General features: G+C 40.8%; 18 protein-coding genes. 5 read left to right on the forward strand and 13 right to left on the reverse strand.

What is annotated here, in order from left to right; genetic code table 11:
• Positions 1-104 precede the first annotated feature (104 nt).
• The 9 genes from nqrF to IMPJCBKJ_RS20425 form a co-directional block, all read right to left on the reverse strand.
• Entirely contained in the window at positions 105-1,331 is a 1,227-nt protein-coding gene (nqrF, locus tag IMPJCBKJ_RS20385; RefSeq protein ID WP_054554282.1) for an NADH:ubiquinone reductase (Na(+)-transporting) subunit F, read from the reverse strand.
• Positions 1,332-1,350: 19 nt separating this feature from the next.
• Positions 1,351-1,959, reverse strand: coding sequence for an NADH:ubiquinone reductase (Na(+)-transporting) subunit E (gene nqrE / locus IMPJCBKJ_RS20390; RefSeq protein WP_016708692.1), 609 nt, complete (start codon positions 1,957-1,959; stop codon positions 1,351-1,353).
• 10 nt (positions 1,960-1,969) lie between these two features.
• Positions 1,970-2,602 (reverse strand): NADH:ubiquinone reductase (Na(+)-transporting) subunit D, encoded by a 633-nt coding sequence (locus IMPJCBKJ_RS20395; RefSeq protein WP_054554281.1) that lies wholly within the window; start codon positions 2,600-2,602, stop codon positions 1,970-1,972.
• Positions 2,602-3,354 (reverse strand): Na(+)-translocating NADH-quinone reductase subunit C, encoded by a 753-nt coding sequence (locus IMPJCBKJ_RS20400; protein ID WP_054554280.1) that lies wholly within the window; start codon positions 3,352-3,354, stop codon positions 2,602-2,604. Before IMPJCBKJ_RS20400 ends, IMPJCBKJ_RS20395 begins: the two co-directional genes overlap by 1 nt.
• The gene (locus IMPJCBKJ_RS20405) at positions 3,347-4,549 is read right to left on the reverse strand and encodes an NADH:ubiquinone reductase (Na(+)-transporting) subunit B (RefSeq protein WP_062566711.1); all 1,203 of its coding nucleotides are present in this window, start codon (positions 4,547-4,549) and stop codon (positions 3,347-3,349) included. The genes IMPJCBKJ_RS20400 and IMPJCBKJ_RS20405 overlap by 8 nt, the downstream gene beginning before the upstream one ends.
• Positions 4,550-4,553: 4 nt before the next feature.
• Positions 4,554-5,897, reverse strand: coding sequence for a Na(+)-translocating NADH-quinone reductase subunit A (locus tag IMPJCBKJ_RS20410; protein WP_054554379.1), 1,344 nt, complete (start codon positions 5,895-5,897; stop codon positions 4,554-4,556).
• A gap of 348 nt (positions 5,898-6,245) precedes the next feature.
• On the reverse strand, positions 6,246-7,439 hold the full coding sequence (gene fabV, locus IMPJCBKJ_RS20415) for an enoyl-ACP reductase FabV (RefSeq protein WP_166341839.1): 1,194 nt from the start codon (positions 7,437-7,439) through the stop codon (positions 6,246-6,248).
• 222 nt (positions 7,440-7,661) lie between these two features.
• Complete coding sequence (locus IMPJCBKJ_RS20420) at positions 7,662-7,973, reverse strand: BolA/IbaG family iron-sulfur metabolism protein (RefSeq protein WP_054554277.1); 312 nt, start codon at positions 7,971-7,973, stop codon at positions 7,662-7,664.
• 73 nt (positions 7,974-8,046) lie between these two features.
• Positions 8,047-8,634, reverse strand: a complete 588-nt coding sequence (locus IMPJCBKJ_RS20425; protein ID WP_054554276.1) for an alpha-ketoglutarate-dependent dioxygenase AlkB — start codon at positions 8,632-8,634, stop codon at positions 8,047-8,049.
• 41 nt (positions 8,635-8,675) lie between these two features.
• On the opposite strand from IMPJCBKJ_RS20425, the gene IMPJCBKJ_RS20430 reads away from it, so the two are divergent.
• Genes IMPJCBKJ_RS20430 through IMPJCBKJ_RS20445 form a run of 4 tightly spaced genes read left to right on the forward strand, consistent with a single transcriptional unit; the run spans position 8,676 to position 12,419 of the window.
• Positions 8,676-9,809: a methyltransferase gene (locus IMPJCBKJ_RS20430; protein ID WP_138601817.1), complete on the forward strand. Its 1,134-nt coding sequence runs from the start codon at positions 8,676-8,678 to the stop codon at positions 9,807-9,809.
• A 13-nt stretch (positions 9,810-9,822) separates the two neighbouring features.
• On the forward strand, positions 9,823-10,374 hold the full coding sequence (locus tag IMPJCBKJ_RS20435) for a YajG family lipoprotein (protein WP_054554274.1): 552 nt from the start codon (positions 9,823-9,825) through the stop codon (positions 10,372-10,374).
• A gap of 2 nt (positions 10,375-10,376) precedes the next feature.
• A complete protein-coding gene (locus IMPJCBKJ_RS20440) occupies positions 10,377-10,994 on the forward strand; it encodes a peptidylprolyl isomerase (protein WP_054554273.1) in 618 nt (205 codons plus the stop codon).
• Positions 10,995-11,030: 36 nt separating this feature from the next.
• Complete coding sequence (locus IMPJCBKJ_RS20445; RefSeq protein ID WP_166341841.1) at positions 11,031-12,419, forward strand: MFS transporter; 1,389 nt, start codon at positions 11,031-11,033, stop codon at positions 12,417-12,419.
• A gap of 108 nt (positions 12,420-12,527) precedes the next feature.
• On the opposite strand, the gene IMPJCBKJ_RS20450 is transcribed toward IMPJCBKJ_RS20445, so the two are convergent.
• From IMPJCBKJ_RS20450 to erpA, 4 genes are all read right to left on the reverse strand, one after another.
• Entirely contained in the window at positions 12,528-12,767 is a 240-nt protein-coding gene (locus IMPJCBKJ_RS20450) for a helix-turn-helix transcriptional regulator (protein WP_054554271.1), read from the reverse strand.
• 528 nt (positions 12,768-13,295) lie between these two features.
• A complete protein-coding gene (locus tag IMPJCBKJ_RS20455) occupies positions 13,296-16,370 on the reverse strand; it encodes an efflux RND transporter permease subunit (RefSeq protein WP_166341843.1) in 3,075 nt (1,024 codons plus the stop codon).
• Between the two features lie 2 nt (positions 16,371-16,372).
• Positions 16,373-17,464, reverse strand: coding sequence for an efflux RND transporter periplasmic adaptor subunit (locus tag IMPJCBKJ_RS20460; protein WP_054554269.1), 1,092 nt, complete (start codon positions 17,462-17,464; stop codon positions 16,373-16,375).
• A gap of 100 nt (positions 17,465-17,564) precedes the next feature.
• Positions 17,565-17,903 (reverse strand): iron-sulfur cluster insertion protein ErpA, encoded by a 339-nt coding sequence (gene erpA / locus IMPJCBKJ_RS20465; protein WP_036966451.1) that lies wholly within the window; start codon positions 17,901-17,903, stop codon positions 17,565-17,567.
• Positions 17,904-18,082: 179 nt separating this feature from the next.
• Here erpA and IMPJCBKJ_RS20470 point away from each other — a divergent pair, with 179 nt between their 5' ends.
• On the forward strand, positions 18,083-20,458 hold the full coding sequence (locus IMPJCBKJ_RS20470) for a diguanylate cyclase (RefSeq protein WP_138618079.1): 2,376 nt from the start codon (positions 18,083-18,085) through the stop codon (positions 20,456-20,458).
• The last annotated feature ends 72 nt before the right edge of the window (positions 20,459-20,530 follow it).

Consider the following 20,530-nt stretch of genomic DNA (forward strand, 5'->3'; position numbering starts at 1 on the left):
CCTTGTAGATACCACGGAGTTCGGTATAGAAATAAAAAAGCCTCGTAACACTAAGTGCTACGAGGCCTGTATTCTAACCAAAACTAATTGTTTTGTGTATGGTGTTAGCCACCGAAGTCATCTAATAAGATGTTTTCGTCTTCTACACCAAGATCTTTAAGCATGTTGATAACAGCCGCGTTCATCATTGGAGGACCACACATGTAGAACTCACAATCTTCAGGCGCTTCATGATCTTTCAAGTAGTTTTCATAAAGTACATTATGGATGAAGCCTGTGTAACCTTCCCAGTTATCTTCTGGTTGTGGATCAGACAGTGCTGTGTGCCATACGAAGTTATCGTTTTCTGCTGCTAAGCCGTCGAAATCTTCTACGTAGAACATTTCACGCTTAGAACGCGCACCATACCAGAAGCTCATCTTACGCTTAGATTGTAAACGCTTAAGTTGGTCAAAGATATGTGAACGCATTGGTGCCATACCTGCACCACCACCTACGAATACCATTTCTGCATCAGTGTCTTTCGCGAAGAACTCACCGAATGGACCAGAGATAGTCACTTTATCACCTTCTTTTAATGACCAAATGTACGAAGACATTTTACCACATGGAAGGCTTAGGTCTCTTGGCGGCGGCGTAGCGATACGCACGTTAAGCATGATGATGCCTTCTTCTTCTGGGTAGTTAGCCATAGAGTATGCACGAATTGTTTCGTCGTCTACTTTAGACTCCAGATCGAAGAAACCGAAGTGGTTCCAGTCGCCACGATACTCTTCTGGAATATCGAAATCAGCGTATTTAACGTGGTGAGCTGGTGCTTCAATTTGAATATAACCACCGGCACGGAAAGGTACTGACTCGCCATCAGGAATTTGTAACTTAAGTTCCTTGATGAACGTTGCCTTGTTATCGTTAGAGATAACAGTACATTCCCACTTCTTAACACCGAAAATTGACTCTTCAAGTTCAATTTCCATGTCGTTCTTAACATTTACCTGACACGCTAAACGGCAGCCTTCACGAGCTTCACCTTTAGAGATGTGATCAAGTTCTGTTGGTAAGATATCGCCGCCACCTTCTTTGATGTGTACACGACACTGACCACAAGAGCCACCGCCACCACATGCAGATGAAACGAAGATACCTGAATCAGCTAGCGCGCCTAATAGCTTGCTACCTGCAGATGTTTTAATAGCTTTTTCTGGGTCGCCATTAATTCCGATGATGATATCGCCGCTTGCTACTAATTTAGATTTAGCACCAATGATAACTAAAACTAAAATAACAACGATAGCGATGAAAACACCAACGCCTAAGAAAATCTCATTCATGATTTATCCTCGCTACCTATTAAAGTGAAATACCAGAGAATGACATAAAGCCAAGACCCATAAGACCAACAGTGATGAAAGTAATACCTAAACCACGTAAGCCATCAGGAACGTCTGAGTACTTCATTTTTTCACGGATACCAGCAAGTAAAGTAATTGCTAGTGCCCAGCCCACACCTGAACCGATACCATAAACAACAGACTCGCCGAAGTTATAGTTACGCTCAACCATGAAAGATACCGCACCGAAGATCGCACAGTTAACTGTGATCAGTGGTAAGAAGATACCTAACGCGTTGTAAAGTGCAGGGAAGAACTTATCTAATGCCATTTCAAGAATTTGTACAAGTGCTGCAATAACACCGATGAAAGTCAAGAAACGTAAGAAGCTAAGGTCTGCTTCTGGGTAGCCAAGCCACTCTAATGCACCTGGTGCAAGAACAGCGTGATAAACCAAGTTATTTACAGGTACTGAGATACCTAGTACCACGATAACTGCCACACCTAGGCCGATTGACGTTGTTACTTTCTTTGATACAGCAAGGAAAGTACACATACCTAGGAAGAAGGCTAAAGCTAAGTTTTCAATGAAAACCGCTTTTACAAATAAACTAATATAATGTTCCACTGCTCGCCCCTTACGCTTTTGCTTCTACTTGGTCTTTCTTGAAGGTACGAAGTACCCAGATGAATAAACCAATAATGAAGAATGCACTCGGTGGTAAAATCAATAGACCCATTGGTTGATACCAGCCACCATTTTGTACTAATGGGATAATATCAACACCGAATAGTGAACCTTTACCGAATAACTCACGGATGAAACCAACAGTTAGTAGTACTACTGAGTAGCCTAAACCGTTACCGATACCATCTAAGAAAGACATTAACGGTGGTGACTTCATTGCGTATGCTTCAGCACGACCCATTACGATACAGTTTGTAATGATTAGACCAACGAATACTGAAAGCTCTTTAGCAGTTGCATAAGAGAATGCTTGCAGTACTTGGTCAACAACGATTACAAGTGATGCGATGATCGTCATTTGCACGATGATACGTACAGATGATGGGATGTGGTTACGAATTGACGAAATAAACAAGCTAGAAAACGCAGTTACTAGTGTCAATGCGATTGACATGATTAGTGCATTTTTTAAGCTTGATGTTACCGCTAGCGCAGAACAAATACCAAGTACTTGTAATGCGATCGGGTTATTTGCGAATACCGGGCCAAATAGGACCGACTTCATTTCTTTAGTATCAGCCATTATTTCAACGCTCCTTCACGTACTTTCGCAAGGAATGGACCAAAGCCATGCTCGCCAGTCCAGAAGTCAACTGTGTGATCAACACCGTTTGAAGTTAATGTTGCACCAGAAAGACCATCGATTTGATGTTCGTTCTTCGCACCGCTCTTCATGATATTGATTGGTAACTCTTTACCTTGCCATTTAGCAGTCCATTGTGGATTTTGGATTTCACCACCTAGACCTGGCGTTTCGTTGTGCTTGAAGAAGTTGATGTTTTTAACTGTTTCACCATCGCTTTCAAGCGCTAAGAAGCCGTACATTACACCCCAAAGGCCATAACCTTGGATTGGTAGAATGATTGCGTCTGTAGAACCATCAGATTTCTTCGAAATATATACAGGTGAATTTTTTGTCATACGCTGAATACCAGCGATGTCTTTAATTCCTTCTGCTTTCAACGCAAAGCTACGAGCTTGGTCGAATTTTGTTTTCTCGAAGTCAAATGAGTTAGGATCAGCACCTTCAACAAACTCACCTGTGTTCATGTCTACAACACGTGCTTCAATTTTTGAGTTAAAGGTATCTGACACAGTACCTGATACTTCAATGCCTGCAGCCGCTAAGATATTACGTTGGATATCTTGTGTTTTGTTAGCTTGCTGTAAAGGACGAAGCTGAACTGAAGCAAACGATACGATAATTGCACACACTAAACATAGTGCAACAACAACGGTTAGCGTTTTGCCGATTGATTCGTTATTACTAGACATTACGTGCCAACCTCCGCTTGATATTAGCTTGCACTACAAAGTGATCGAATAATGGTGCAAATAAGTTAGCAAATAAGATTGCTAGCATCATACCTTCTGGGAATGCCGGGTTAACAACACGGATCATTACAACCATAAAGCCGATTAACGCACCGTAAGCGAACTTACCTTTGTCTGTGAATGATGCAGATACTGGGTCTGTTGCCATGAAGAACATACCAAATGCAAAACCACCAAGCACTAAGTGCCAGTGCCAAGGCATTGCAAATACAGCATTGGTTTCTGAACCAATTGTATTTAGTAAGAATGCCGTTGCAACCATACCTAGGAATACACCTAGTACGATACGCCATGAAGCGATACGTACGTAAATTAGGAATAAACCACCAATTAATAGTGCTAGTGTTGACGTTTCACCTACAGAACCTTGAATGAAACCGTAGAACGCATTCCACCATAGCTCCATGTTGCTGTAATCAAGTGAACCAACAACAGCTTGGCCAAGCATAGTTGCACCAGAGAATGAATCTACTGCTGTCCATACTGTGTCACCTGAAATTTGCGCTGGGTATGCGAAGAATAAGAATGCACGACCGGCAAGAGCAGGGTTAAGGAAGTTACGACCCGTACCACCAAAGATTTCTTTAGCGATTACAACACCAAACGTAATACCTAGTGCAACTTGCCATAAAGGAATCGTCGCAGGCAGGATTAGTGCGAATAATACAGATGTTACGAAGAAACCTTCATTTACTTCGTGCTTACGCACTGAAGCAAATAGTACTTCCCAGAAACCACCCACAGCAAATGTTACTGCGTATATTGGTAGGAAGAAGCAGGCACCGTAAAACATTTTCGCGCCCCAACCAGAATCAGCAGTTAATTCACCACCGAATAATTGGAACAGACCAACTTGCCATGTGTTTGCTAGTTCAAAACCTTGCGCTAAAGCACCTGCGGCCTGATGACCGATGTTGAACATACCAAAGAACATTGCAGGGAACGTCGCCATCCACACTAAAATCATCATACGTTTTAGGTCGATGTTATCGCGAACGTGTGTTTTGCCTTTATTTACATAACCAGGCGTGTAGAAAATAGTCGCTGCAGCTTCGTAAAGCGCATACCATTTTTCGTGTTTACCACCCGGTTCAAAATGCGGCTCAATATCTTCTAGAAATTTCTTTAAACCCATCTCTCTAGCCTTCCTTCTCGATCGTAGTCAAGCAATCGCGTAGGATTGAACCGTACTCGTATTTACCCGGACAAACGAAGGTACATAATGCTAAATCTTCTTCATCAAGCTCTAGCGCACCTAACGAAATAGCACCATCAAGATCACGTGCGATTAAATCACGTAATAATAGTGTAGGTAGGATGTCTAAAGGCATAACACGCTCATAGCTACCAATTGGAACCATGGCACGCTTCGAACCACCTGTTGAAGTCGTCATGTTAAATAGACGGCTAGGAGCAAGGTGAGATAAGAAGGTACGTGTTACTGAGAACTTGTTAGCACCTGGTGCGATCCAACCGAATAGCTCTTTTTCGCGACCTTCAAGTAATACAGATACTTGAACATGGTAACGACCTAAGAACGCGTGTGGACCTTGAGAGATAGCGCCTGATAATACAGAACCAGAAATTACACGGTTATCACCGTCTTCTAATTCACCAGCAACTAAATCATCTAAAGATGCACCTAGCTGAGTTTTCACTAAGCGTGGGTTTTTAACACGAGGACCAGCAAGCGAAACAACACGGTCTGTGAAGATTTCACCTGTTAGGAATAATTTACCAAACGCGATTACGTCTTGGTAACCTAAGTGCCAAACCTGCTTGCTTGCAGAAACTGGGTCTAAGTTATGAATGTGTGTACCAACAAGACCTGCCGGATGCTTGCCACCAAACTCATGTACTTCTACTTGAGGGATTGATGAACTAGGCACTTGACTACCAGCTTGTTTACAAACAAATACTTTGCCGTCAGTTAAACGAGATACCACAGCTAAACCTGCTTCAAATGCTTGAGTGTTTTCAGCAATGATTACTGCAGGATCTGCAGCTAGCGGGTTAGTGTCGATAGCCGTTACAAAGATAGAGCTAGGATTTGCATCCAAAGCAGCTACTCTGCTGAATGGGCGAGCACGTAGTGCTGTCCATTGACCTGACTGAACTAGTACTTCTTTCACTTTTTCACGGTCTAAGCCCGAAAGCTCGTCGGCCTTGAAAGAGTCAAAGGTGATTTGCTCACTGCCATTAACTTCAATAACAACAGATTGCAGCACACGTTTAGCACCACGATTGATTTCTTTAACTACCCCAGAAGCTGGTGCAGTAAATAAGACGCCAGGGTTCTTTTTGTCTTCAAAAAGTACCTGGCCTTTTTTGACTTGGTCATCCACGCGAACATGCATGGTTGGACGCATACCAATATATTCTTCACCTAGCACAGCTACACGTTTGACGGCAGAACCATCGTGAATAACTTGCTGAGGTGCGCCCTCTATCGGTAAATCCAGACCTTTTTTTATGTTGATCATACGCACTTGCATTACATTAACGGAAAGAAACTGAAAAATCGTACCAACCACGTCGCCATTTGATATGCTCAAGTTAAACTCTAAGTATCAAAGAATAGCCTGTTTAACACCCCAAACAAGCAACGCAGTAAACTCCTCACATATATTGCCCGAATTTTAACATCAATCAGGGTGACTATGCGAGAGCAAATATGAAATTTATACGACAGATACGGTTATTTAGACTACAAAAACCTTTTGAATAAAATTCAATATAGACCAAAGTGCTATTGATGAAGTTTTATTTTCATCCAGAAACAAAAAAGTCGCTTAAAAAAGCGACTTTACAAAATCAAGTTTGTTCAGCGATTAATCGATCAACTGTGAAATCGCAACATCAGGATTCACATCTTGCTCGTAATCTACACTCTCGATACCAAAACCGAATAAACGTAAAAACTCATTATGGTAACCCACGTAATCCGTTAATTCGTCAATTGTATCTGTATCTACTGTATCCCAAACATGTTGTACACGAGCTTGAACATCATCTTCTAACTCTTTGTAGTTTTGGAATAAATGACCACCTTCGTCAAAACGTGGTGTTTCACCGTAAAGGTTTTCAGTAAATAGTGAGTGAATTTGCTCAATGGTACCTTCGTAAGTACCGTCTGCTTTCATTACTTTGAATAAAGCAGAGATATATAAAGGCATAATTGGAATTGCCGAGCTTGCTTGTGTCACAACCGCATTTAATGAAGAAACATACGCTTCACCATTTAAGTCTTTTGTAGACTCTTTGATTGCTTGAGTTGCACGGTCAAGATCTTCTTTCGCTTTACCAATTGTCGCATGACCGTAAATTGGCCACGTTAACTCTTTACCTATATAAGTGTAAGCAGTCGTTTTGAAGTTATCAGCAAGTACATCTGCTTCTTTTAATGCGTCAATCCACATTTCCCAATCTTCACCGCCCATTACTTTAATTGTATTGTCGATGTCTTCTTGGCTTGCTGCTTCAACCGTTACTTCATCAATCACACGCTTTGAAGTGTTTAGGTTCTTCGTAGTGATATCTGAGCCAATAGGCTTAAGCGTAGATGAGTAAGTCTCACCTGTATTTGGATCAGTACGACGAGGTGAAGCAAGGCTGTAAACAACTAAATCAATTTTACCTAGATCAGCTTTGATAGTATCAATTGCTTTTTGCTTAATTTCGTTAGAAAACGCGTCGCCATTGATATTTTTAGACCATAAACCAGCTTCTTCAGCGGCTGCTTGGAATGCTGCTGTGTTGTACCAACCTGCAGAACCCGTTTTGCGTTCGCTACCTTCTTTTTCAAAGAAAATACCTAACGTTTTAGCACCGCCACCAAATGCAGCCGTGATACGTGATGCTAGGCCGTAACCTGTAGACGCACCTATCACTAATACATTCTTAGGTGCATTGCTCAGTGGTCCTTGCGCTTTCACATAATTAATTTGTTCTTGTACGTGCTCAGCACACCCTACTGGATGCGCGTTAGTGCAGATAAATCCACGAATTTTCGGCTTAATGACCATTGATCATCCTATATCTATCACAATAAAAATTAGCGCTAGTTTAAAGGCTAATAGTTAAAATACAGGTCTGATCAGTAAAACTTTTCAGACCCACGTAAATTTTTCGAGCTTAAAACACCCAAGTAACCAGCAGTCTAGAGTGACTGTCCTTCTAACTTTGAGTGACTGTCCTTCTAACTTTGAGTGACTGTCTTTCTAACTTTGAGTGACTGTCCTGCTAATTTAGTCGAACTTTGAGCCGCCTAAGCACTTTGGTGATTCAGGTGCCTGTCCATGTTGTTCACTGAACTCTTCGGGAGTAAATGTATGAATCGCTAATGCATGAATGTGATTTGCTAATTCATCTTTTAATAGCTCATTAATTTGACGGTGACGGGCAAGTAAACGTTTACCTGCAAATTCTTCACTCACAACCACCACTTTAAAATGCGACTCAGTTCCACGACTATGCATATGGCTTTCATTTACAACATTCAGGTGTTTACATTCGATACCCGCAGCAAGCTTTTGCTCAATTTGTTGTTGCATTGACATGTGTCATAGACCTTTCATAAGAAAATAATTGCCAGCTACTATATCAAGGGCATGGCTCAATTTACCAATGATTTTATATAATTGAACGAAAGGTAAGATTAATTCGAGGGTGTTTGAGTCTTTGCTGCTTCGGCAAACTATGCTGGTAATCGCGCTGGCTAAAACCATTCATGATTAAACAGCTACCACTTTGCAGCACAATGCTATATTGTTCATTTTTATATTTGTGCTTTATTTTAAATACACGTTCGGCCCCTAGTGATACAGACGCGATTGTTGGTTGCTCACCAAGTTCTTTCTCATCGTCACTATGCCAGCCCATACAATCATGACCATCTCGATACAAATTAACTAAAAGCGCATTAAATGGTATCTGCAAAGTTCTTGATAAGCGTACACGCATAGCATCAAGTATCTCTGGCCAAGGCTCAACGATTAATTTTGAACCCGAGTAACCATAATTTACGTTCTGATCAGCAATAAAGCATTGCAAACGCGGGATCACATGGCTTTTTCCGTACACTTTTATAGCCGGTTGCTGCCAATTGAGCTGCTGCTGAAGAAAGTAAAATAATTCGAGGCTTTTTTGCGCACTCAATGTATTGGCTTGGTAAGAAAACCCATCAGGTAGATGATTAGGGTTGGCGTTTGGCTGTTGCATGTTAGAATTTACCTATACATTAATACTTTCGTAAAATCATGATGACCACCCAAGCACAGCTCGGTGATAACACCTATACCCTAGAACGCTTTCCGTTAGATCAAAAAAATCGCAGTCTTCAAGCATGGGACTCAGGCGATGAGTACCTTGTCAATTATGTACAAGAGCACTACCCAGATGCAAATTCAATCCTGATACTCAATGACAGTTTTGGCGCCTTATCCTGTGCCTTTAATACGTTAACAGTTTATTCAGTTAACGACTCGTATATTGGTCATCAAGCTACCCGCTATAATTTACAAACCAATGAGTTATCAACAGATTCTTTAACGCAACTGGACTCGTTAGCAGCATTACCTAATCAGGTTGATTTAGTGATATTAAAAGTGCCACGCAATTTAGGCTATCTTCAGCATCAACTTGCCGCAATCAGTGCAGCTTTACCTGCTGACATTGATGTTATTGCAGCTGGAAAAACGAAAGACATTCATAACTCAACTATAAAGGCTTTTAGTCAGTATATCGGTGAAACATCAACCAGCTTAGCGGTTAAAAAGTCCCGCTTAATTATCAGTAAAACCAGTGGTCTTAATAAAGTAGCCCCCTTTCCTGTTAACTGGCCACTTGAAGGCAGTGAATTTGAAATTCAAAATCATGCCAATGTATTTTCTCGGGACTCATTAGATATCGGCGCGCGCTTTTTCTTTAACTATTTGCCACAAACAAGTAAAGCCCGCAGCATCATTGATTTAGGCTGTGGTAATGGCGTTGTTGGGTTGATGACTCTCAAACGTTGCCCTAAAGCCCATGTAACCTTCGTTGATGAGTCCTTTATGGCCGTTGAATCAGCCAAATTGAATATAACTCACAATTTACCTGAGCAATTAGACCAGTGTGAGTTTGTTCAAAACGACTGTTTAACCGATTTTCAACCTAACAGTGTTGACCTTGTTTTATGTAACCCACCATTCCACCAAGCGCAAGCGGTCACCGATCATATCGCTTGGCAAATGTTCAAACAGGCAAAACAAACATTAAAGCACGGTGGTGAATTAAGAATTATTGGTAATCGTCATCTAGACTATCATGAAAAGTTAAAACGCATGTTCGGCAATTGTAAGCTATTAGGATCTAATAAAAAGTTTGTCGTACTAAGTGCTACAAAGAATAATTAATGGAGCTAACTAAATGAAAAAAATACTTCCTTTATGCTTGCTAGCCGCCCTATCTGCGTGTAGCAATCAGCCAAATCAGTTAATTTTGAACCCCGTTTATCAAGGCGGGAAAATTTCAACTATTAACAGTAATGTTAGCACCAGCGTAATTGACTTACGTGGTGACAATGTGACTCTTAAAATCATTGGTTCAGACAAAGTAAAAACGCTTGCAAGCCCTGGAATAGCTGATTCTGTGAAAAGTGCCTTAGACAGTGCTCTGAGCCGAAATGGTGCAAACATTTCAAACTTAGCAACTACACGTTTTGAATTAGATATTCATAAGTTGCAAGCAACTGTCACCGAAAAGATGATGACGCACAGTAGTGCTGCAAATGTGGAGTTTGGTTTAAGAGTGATTAAAAGTACAAGTAACTTTAGTAAGATATACCGCGGCAACGCAAATCTTGAAGGACCACTCAGTCATGACCGTGCAAAAATAGAAGGTCAACTTAATAAGTTGACTGAACAGGTTATAACACGCATTGTATCTGACCCAGAATTAATCGCCTATTTAGAAGGTTAACCATGAAACGCATTTTATTACTTAGTTTTTTATTGTTTTTTGCTCACAGTTCATTCGCAGCGACTGAAGGTAAGTTTATTCAAAAAGACAATATGTTTCCGCGCGTAGAAATTGTTACTACGCTTGGCAGTATTGTGGTCGAAATGGATCGTTCACGGGCACCAATTACAGTAAATAACTTTCTAACTTACGTTGCCGATGGTAGCTATCAAGGTAGTGTATTTCACCGTGTTGAACGTGATGAAGACAACGAACGTGATTTTGTAATTCAAGGCGGTGGTTACGATAAAGACTACGATGGTCTGTACGAAGGTGACCCTATTTTCAATGAAAGTGGCAACGGGTTAAAAAACGATATGTATAGTATCGCAATGGCATATCAAGACCGAAAACCACACTCAGGTACGCGTCAATTCTTCTTTAATATGGACGACAACGACCATCTTAATCCAGGTCGTGATTGGGGCTTTGCTGTATTTGGTATGGTCATGGATGGCTACGAAACTCTAGACAAAATCATGCGTGTCGAAACTGCTTTCAATGAAAAAATTGGTTACAGCTTTGTACCCAAAGATCCTGTAGTTATCTTAAACGTAAAAGTGCTTGACGCTAATCAATAATAAATAGGGGCGCACGCCCCTTAAACTGGCAACACTATGACAAAAACCCTTTCTTTTTCAGAGTATTTCTCATACTTCAAAGATAAACGTTTAATTAATATTTTTATTTTTGGTATTAGCAGCGGCTTTCCGTGGGTATTGATTGGCTCTGTAATGTCGGCCTGGCTAAAAGATGAAGGCCTAAGCCGCAGCATGATTGGGTTGTTTGGCATCGTGTTTGGTGCATATAGCATTAACTTTTTATGGTCACCGCTCGTTGACCGTGTAAAGTTACCTTTTTTATTTAACTGGCTAGGCCAGCGCCGTAGCTGGATTTTACTCTGTCAGTCAGTCATTTTTATTGGTACCTTTTCGCTTGCAGGGCTCGATATCAAAGCCAACCTTTGGTTTGCTGCCGCACTGTGTTTAGTGATTGCAATAGCATCTGCAACTCAAGACATTGCTATTGATGCATTTCGTATCGACACTTTGGCAGAAAATGAGAGCCATAAAGCCACCGCAGCGGCAGCAATGGCAACCTCAGGTTGGTGGAGCGGCTATGCTCTATTAGGCGCCCTACCGTTTTATATGGCCGACATCCCTTCACTTGATTGGCCACAAGTTTACTTTTTCCTATCTGTCGTGATGCTGCTATTAATGAGCAGCGTATTTTGGGCGAAAGAACCAGAATCAAATCGCGATGCAGTTCAAGCAGAGCTTGAGCAAACCTATCAACAAAAGCTGGCTGGTAGTACGCAAACTCGCTTTGCTAAAGTTATTGCATGGCTTGCTGTAACCGTTTTTGATCCTTTTAGAACCTTCTTCGCCCGTAACGGGGTAAAAACAGCATTGGCTTTATTAGCTTTTATTTTCTTATTTAAAGTCGGCGAGGCCTTCTTAGGGCGAATGTCTATCGTGTTTTATAAAGAAGTGGGCTTCTCGAATAGCGATATTGCTACCTTCTCAAAAGTAGGTACGGCAGTACTTACTATCGCTTTCACCTTTCTAGGTAGTTTGTTTAACCAACGATATGGCATTGTTAAAGGCTTATTTATTAGTGGTATTGCGATGGCAGCCTCAAATCTCGCCTTCGCTTGGATTGCTATAGCAGGCCCTAAATTGAGCCTTTACGCGTTTGCAATCATTATTGATGGTTTTACACAGGCCTGGTCTCTCGTTGCCATGGTGGCGTTTATATCTATGCTTTGCGACCGAGCATTTAGTGCCACTCACTATGCGCTACTTGCTTCATTAGGTAATTTAGGTAGAACTTTACTTTCAAGTTATAGCGGCGTGGTCATTGATGACTGGTTAGGAGGAAATTGGGCGATGTTCTTTGTACTGACAGCACTTATGGTTTTACCTTCATTAATTTTCTTATTTTTAATTAGGCATAAGCTTTATGCACTAGAAAACAACTATCATCAAAGGGATTTAACAAGTTAGATACGAAAGTAATTTTAGAGGAGAGATAAATGGTGAAATTTTAATAGCGCCTCCCTGCACTATTTGTATTACTTTAGCAGTGTTATTTCACCACAAAGCACTAAAAAATTATGCGTCTTTTAGTAAATTAAGGCCTTCGTACGGGTCAACTTCTAAAGCATCGCAATAACGTATGAACTCAATAACATCTAGTCGACGTTCTTGGTTTTCAATTTTACCGATAAAAGAATGCGGCGTACCTAAAACCTGCGCAAGGCTACGCATTGTGTGACCTTTCTCGTGGCGTTTAGTTTTAAGCCATTTCGTTAATTTCGAGTTTTCTTCAGAAGAAACTGTTTTACCCATCATAAAATACATCTCCTACTAGATGATTTAAATTAATAAACTTAAGAGTGAAATTTGCCCGTCTCACTCTTGGATACATTATATACTAATAATTTTCACTTTGAATTATTAATTATACAAATGTCCACCTTTTAGGTATGGACCTTATTAGTATACATGTCTTAGTGTAGCTAAAATTAAAGCATGTGCTCTATAGTTAACTGGTTAACTGTACCAAAAAATTGATCAATTGGAAGTCAAACAAGATGAAAGTATCGCTTTAAATTCTGCATATTTATGCTTAAAGTGTACGTAAATACTGAAAAAGGCTAAGAAATGTTTCGTATATTATTTTTGTTGCCAATTGTACTGTGTGTAGCATGGTACCTATTTTTAAAACACAATCGAGTACCAATTAAGCAAGGTAAAAATGGGTTTGTATACATTTTGGTCGCATCAGCGTTAGTTTTAGGCTTCTTTTTACTGATGATTAAAGTGACCCAACACTAGGGTCACTCATTTTTAATTAATCGGTAACGAATTTACCTATTACTATCTACGACGATCTCGCAGCATTAACAAACACGGTGTAAGCACAAGTGTCAACACCGTGGCAAATGTTAAACCACCCGCAACGGCTGTTGCCAATTGCACCCACCACTGAGTAGATGGCGCACCAAAATCAATGTGACGGTTAAATAAATCAATATTCACTTGGAGTACCATTGGCATCAATCCCAAAATGGTGGTAACAGTCGTTAGCAATACCGGACGCAAACGCTGTGCACCGGTTCGCAAAATCGCATCTTTGGCAGCCAGACCTTGGCTTCGTAAAACATTATAGGTATCAATCAATACTATATTGTTATTAACCACAATACCTGCAAGCGAAATAACCCCAATACCTGACATCACAATACCAAACGGTTGCTGTAATACGATTAAACCTAAGAACACACCCACAGTTGAAAATAGCACAGCACTTAAAATCAAAAATGCTTGATAAAAGCTATTAAATTGCGTCACCAAAATGATACCCATCACAAATAGAGCAACCACAAAAGCCTGCTCAAGAAAGGCTTCTGATTCATCTTGATCTTCAGTTTCACCACGCACTTTAATTTTCACGCGAGGGTCTAATCCTTGCTCTTCTAATTGCGCTTGTAAGCGCGGCAATGCCTTGGCAAGTTGTTCACCCGGCTTCATGTCTGCATTAACGGTAACAACGCGCTGAGAATCTACACGACGGATAGTATCGACTTTAGGCGCTGCTTGACGCTCAACAAAGTGACTAATTGGCACTTGCCCGTGTATGGTTTTTACACGTAACGTTTCAAGACGTCCTAAATCACGTTTGTCATGGGGGAAACGTACGCGAATATCAATCTCGTCATCCACATCATCTGGACGGTATTCCCCTAATTTCAAGCCATTGGTAATAAGCTGAACATTTGCCCCTAACATACTGGCATCAGCACCAAAACGAGCCGCATCCGAACGGTTCAATTTAAGTTGCCATTCAATACCTGGTTTTGAAGCACTGTCATCAACATTTCGAAACGCGCCATCATTCTCGATAGCTTGCCTTACTCGTTTAGCTTCACTGTTAAGCACATCAACAAACCGAGAGCTCAGCTCAATGCTTAGCGCTTTACCACCACCTGGGCCGTTTTCATCTTTACGAAGTTCAATTTCTACACCGGCATAACTTGCCGTGATTTCGTTAACTTGGCTGATAATATCTTCTGCGGGCGGACGCTCATCCCAATCTTTTAGATTCATTCTAAACGTGCCTACTTGATCTTTACCACCAGTACGGGCATACAGAGTTTTTATACCTTCCACTTTTAGGATGCGTGACTCAATATCTTTCATGATCACGTCTTTTTCAAAGATGGATAAGTCACTGTAAGAACGTACTTTGATATTGACGCCATTTGGCTCAACATCAGGAAAGAACTCAACGCCAAGCTTAGAAATAGCAAAGGCAAAAAACACCATAATAGAAAACACGATTGCAGCAGCAAGGCTCCACCAAGGACGCTCTGTTGCATAATCAAGCACTCGAATATAACGCCCTAGCATCCCTTTAATTTGCGTTAAATCGCCAGACTCTGCTAACTCTAAATCATGTTTTTGCTGCTCAGAAAGCGGCCTTGATTTACCTATTAGTCCACCAATAGTTGGTACAAACACCAGTGCCATAAGTAATGACGCAGACAAGGTAGCAATAAGTGTAATCGGCAAGTATTTCATAAACTCGCCCATCATTCCCGGCCAAAATATCAGCGGGGCAAAGGCCGCTAATGTTGTTGCCGTAGAGGCGATAATTGGCCATGCCATTCGTTCTGCAGCCAGTTTATATGCAACCTTGCGCTGTTTGCCTTCACTCATTGCTCTGTCTGCAAACTCACTAACAACAATTGCGCCATCCACCAGCATACCGACAGCCATGATGAGCGCAAAGAGCACCACGATATTCACCGTTAAACCAAACACAGAGATCACTAAAATCCCCGTTAAGAATGAACCGGGAATGGCAATACCCACTAAAAATGCCGTGCGCGCACCAAGTACCGCCACAATAACGATAACCACCAATAATACGGCAGACAGCACATTATTTTGCAGATCAGAAAGCATCATCTTTACGTCTTTTGACATGTCGCCGGTGTAATCAACGCGTATATGATCAGGCCATATTTTCTTGGCCTCATTGACCACTTGCTTCACTTGTTCGACCGTATCAATAATATTTTCACCAGCACGTTTTTTTACTTCCAGCGAAACCGCATGGCGGCCATTAATACGTGCGATTGAGGTTGGGTCTTTATACGCTCGACGAATTTTTGCTACGTCCATAAAACGTACCACCCTATCGCCAACGACTTTCACGGGTTGCTCCATGACATCCTGAATCGTCTCAAACACGGATGGGATTTTTACAGCAAAGCGTCCTTTACCAGTATCAAGTGTACCGGCAGCAACTAAGCGGTTGTTATTTGATAGCAGTTGAATGATGTCACTCGGTTCTAAGCCATAAGAAATCATCGCCAGTGGATCGACCTCAATTTCGACCATGTCCTCGCGATCACCACCTACATCAACTTCTAATACGCTAGAAATGCTTTCTAGTTCATCTTTAAGATTACGAGCAAGGGTTAACAAACCTCGCTCTGGCGCATCACCGGATAAGGTTAATGTAATAGTCGGTTGCTCGTCTTCCATCAAGATTTCATGAACTTCTGGTTCTTCTGATTCAGAAGGCAGTTTCGCCTTAGCTAAGCTGACTTTATCTCGCACATCAGCTAAGGCTTCTTTGGGATCCATACCCGCGATAAATTCAAGGGTCACAGAGGCATGCCCTTCACTTGCCACCGCTGACATTTCTTTTACGCCTTCAATCGAGCGGAGCTCAATCTCCATTGGCCTAACTAATAGCCGCTCAGCATCTTCAGGGGAAATACCGTCATGAATAATCGACACATAAATAAAAGGAATGGTGACATCAGGATTCGCTTCTTTAGGGATGGTTTGATATGTCACCCACCCCGAGATCAGCAACAAGATGAAAATAGATAAAACTGTACGCGTGTGAGTCAACGACGCTTCGATTAAGTTTTTCATACTTAGTTGCTCGTAGCTTCAGTAAACACGGGCTCAACTTTATCACCGGCACGCACAAAACCTTGACCAAGGGTAATGACATTTGCTTGTTCGCCTAAACCCCAAAGCCAAACCCCCTGCTCGGTACTTTTAGCCAGATTCACCGATTTAAACTCAACAATATTATCGTCATTCACGACTTTTACGCCGATATTACCTTGCTCATCAAGGGCCATAAAAGCTGGGCTTAATAACATTGCAGGCTCAGTTGGCAACTCAATATTAAGCTGAGTCGAAAAACCTGCTTTATATTTCATTCCTGGGTTTTCAAACGCTGCTTCAATACGAAATGTATTCGTGCTGTCATCAGCAACAGATGCAATATAACGAATACGACCAGGATAGGTTTTGTCATTTAAAACATGAGCAAAAGTAGCTTGCCCGACTTCTAAGCCTTGCACTTCTTTTTGAGTCGCATCGGCTCTAACAATTAACGGGTCTAAATCAGCGAGCTGTAAAATAGGGTCGCCTATGCCAACATAATCACCAATTTCGACTAAACGTTTGTTAATAACGCCATCAAAAGCAGCGCGTACTTCAGTGCGCTCTAGTTTTAATTCAAGGCTAACTAAGGTTGCTTTAGCCTGTTGCAACATAGCTTGCGCTTGCATGGTTAATACTTTGTTCTGTAAACCTTGCTGATTTAGCTTAAGGGCGCCTTCGTATTCAGTTTGATACTGTGCCACTAAGGCTTCTGCTGATGTAATTTGGGCGGCTAAATCAGACTTATCGAGGCGTAAAATAACCTGTTCTTGTTTTACAAACTGACCTTCTTCAACCAAGATTTCGAGTACTTGTCCTGCTTGCCTAGCGCTAATATTTGCGATTTTGTCAGGCTCTGATTTACCGTAAAAGGTCAGGTTTTTATTTATTTTCTTAGCAACTAATGACATCACCTGCACTTTAGGCAAGCGCTCTTGGGCTTGTTCTTTACTTTGCTGCGCGTTTTGATCTGCTTTGCTATCGCCGGATAGCATCCACAATATAATCACCAAAACAATGGCGATAGCTAAAATATAGGGTTTCTTTTCTATTGTTGTAGTTATATTTGGCAACGCAAAATTCCTTCTAATAATGCGTAAAATTTAGCAGAGGCAGGATATTATGAGAAGTTAAAGCAATAAAAAAGCCACATCAAGTGGCTTTCATAAATAATTAAACGCTGAAGCTGGCTCCGCAACCACAGGTTGTAGTTGCGTTCGGGTTATTCACAAAAAAGCGAGCCCCTTCAAGGCCTTCTGTGTAATCAACGGTACCATCAACTAGGTATTGAATACTCATAGGGTCAACAACTAGCGTTACACCATTTTTAACAATTTCTAAATCGCCAGGGTTAGCTTTTTCATCAAAAGTAAAACCATATTGGAAACCTGAGCAACCACCACCTGTAACGTATACACGTAGCTTTAGATCAGGATTTTCTTCTTCCTCGATTAACTGTTTAACGCGAACAGCTGCTGCATCGCTGAACTTGATTGGCAACTCATCTGACATACCAAAACCCTCAAAACCTATAATGGTCGCAATTATCTAATACCCGAGTATTTTAATCAAGTATCGCCTCCCATTGAAAATATTTTAGTATAGGATTGGCTAACATATTCGCATTGAACTAACATTTAATTGTAGTACTTTTTACCCATGTAAAAGTTATGCGATGAGGGACCATCACAGTGATAGATCATTTAAAGCTGCATTTCATTAGTCCAAGCTTAACTAGCTCGCAAACAATCCCTGCGCAGTACGATAGTTTACTCGTTTGCTTATCGGTACTTACTGCGGTCTTTGCTTCTTACATTTCATTTTTACTATCAGCAAAAATTAAAAGCTCTCAATTAAGAAATGAAAGCCTTGTATGGACTTTGTTAGCATCGTGCTTTTTAGGTATTGGTATCTGGGGTATGCATTTTGTAGGTATGCTCGCCTATAAACTTCCTATCGCTGTTGAATACAACATCACGGTCACTTTGATCTCTATTTTGCCAAGCGTTTTTGCAAGTTATATTGTTCTTTCCCCCACTATTGGGCGTGGCAAAGGGCTAGTTTTTCGAAGTGTACTTATGGGGGCTGGTATTGGTTGTATGCACTTTATTGGCATGATGGCAATGATGATGCCAGCCCACATGGCCTATGAACCTTGGTTATTTTCATTATCGATTTTAGTCGCAATTGTTCTTTCTGGCATTGCACTATGGATTAATGATTTTAGAAATGAGCGTGAGGTAAACCAAACACGTATAAACATTCTCGTTGCAGTCATTATGGGGAGTGCTATTTCAAGCATGCACTACATTGGTATGATTTCAATGACTGTATTTGAGACTGATTATACCATTTATACATCTGGCCATGATAACGCTGCGCTTGCAAAATTAATTATATCCGTCTTATTAGCCCTAAGTCTGTTCGTATTAGGAATTGTCGAACTTAGAGCACGAAGTTTACTATCAGCCAAACTTGAAGCCGTGCTGAATACAGTTCAAGATGTCGTTATTAGCTTTAATAATGTAGGAGTAATTGAATTCGCTAACCCAGCAGTTCTTCCTGTTTTTGGCTATGAACCAACCCACCTAATCGGTAAACATATCCACACTTTAATCCCAAAACAATCATCGCAGTTAGATGAGATATTCTGCGACCCACAGCAAAAAAAAGAAAACGTGAGTACAAATAAGAGCCGCCTATTAAAGGGGTTACGTAAAGATAAATGCTACTTTCCTATCACTCTCACAATTAGCTCCATTGGCAAAAAAGAAGCAGGCTCTTACGTTGCAACTATTAAAGACCTAAGCGACATTCAAAACCAAGAAGCGTTTACACAAACAATTTTCGATAACTTACCTATTATGCTGTTCGTAAAAGAGGCCGAGCATCTAACATTTAGCCATGTCAATAAAGCAGGTGAGCAACTTTTAGGTAAAACTAAAGAGCAACTCATTGGCTTAAATGACTTTGATATTTTTAGCGATGAGGACGCCGTGAATTTTATTCAAACAGATAGGGATGTACTAAAAAGTAACGAAACACTTTTTGTAACTGAGAAGCCTATGACCATAAATGGTCGAACGCATTATCTTCGAACCAGAAAGCTCGCAATTAGAGACGCTCAAGGAAAAGCTCGCTACTTACTGGATGTATCTGAAGATGTTACTGAATTAAAACAAGCAAAAACAGATCTTGAGAACTTACATCAACGGATGTCAATGGCTGCAGATGCAGCACACATTGGAATTTGGGAGTGGAACTTTGAAACCAATGAATTAATCTGGGATGACTGGATGCATACCTTGTTCGAAATTCCAAAAACATCTTTTAAAGGCAATTACTCAACATGGGCGAGCACCTTACACCCAGATGATTATGAGGACGTTACAAATAAGCTCAAGCTTTCGATACTAAACAATGAAGAATTTCATGCTGAGTTTCGTATCGTTTTATCTTCTGGCAGAACTCGCTATATCAATGCCGACGGAAGAATCTACGGAAAACGGATGATCGGCGTCAATTTTGATATTACCAAGCGGGTTTTGGCTGAACAACAGATACGAATGTTGGCACAAACAGATCATCTTACCGGTCTTGCAAACAGAAGCGCTTTAAGTAAGTTTATTAATCATGAGTTTGACCGTGTTGAACGCACAGGTGGTAAGGTTGGTTGTTTATACTTTGACCTTGACAAATTTAAGCCCATCAATGACACCCATGGTCATTTAGTTGGTGATTTCGTGCTTGTTGAAATTGCTAAACGGTTACTTGAAACAGCCCGAAAAACAGATTGTGTTGCACGCATTGGGGGTGATGAATTTGTCATCGTCATTACTGATATAGAAAATCAAAATCAGATTGAGCGAGCTCTAACACGTTTTATTAACTCAATATCAACGCCAATTGCATCTGAGGTGGGTTATTTAAATGTAGGCGCAAGTGTTGGTTATGCTTTATATCCTGATGATGCAAAATCACTTGACGACTTATTAAATAAAGCTGATGAGCGCATGTACAAGCAAAAGCATAACTCTCCTATGACAGTGATAAGTATGCAACCATAACCTTGGCTCAGTCATTAAATATTATAATCAGCTCGATTTTCCCAAAAAGAAGATAAAAATATAAAATGCCAA

It is taken from the genome of Pseudoalteromonas sp. MB47 (assembly GCF_011319765.1).
GTDB lineage: Bacteria > Pseudomonadota > Gammaproteobacteria > Enterobacterales > Alteromonadaceae > Pseudoalteromonas > Pseudoalteromonas simplex.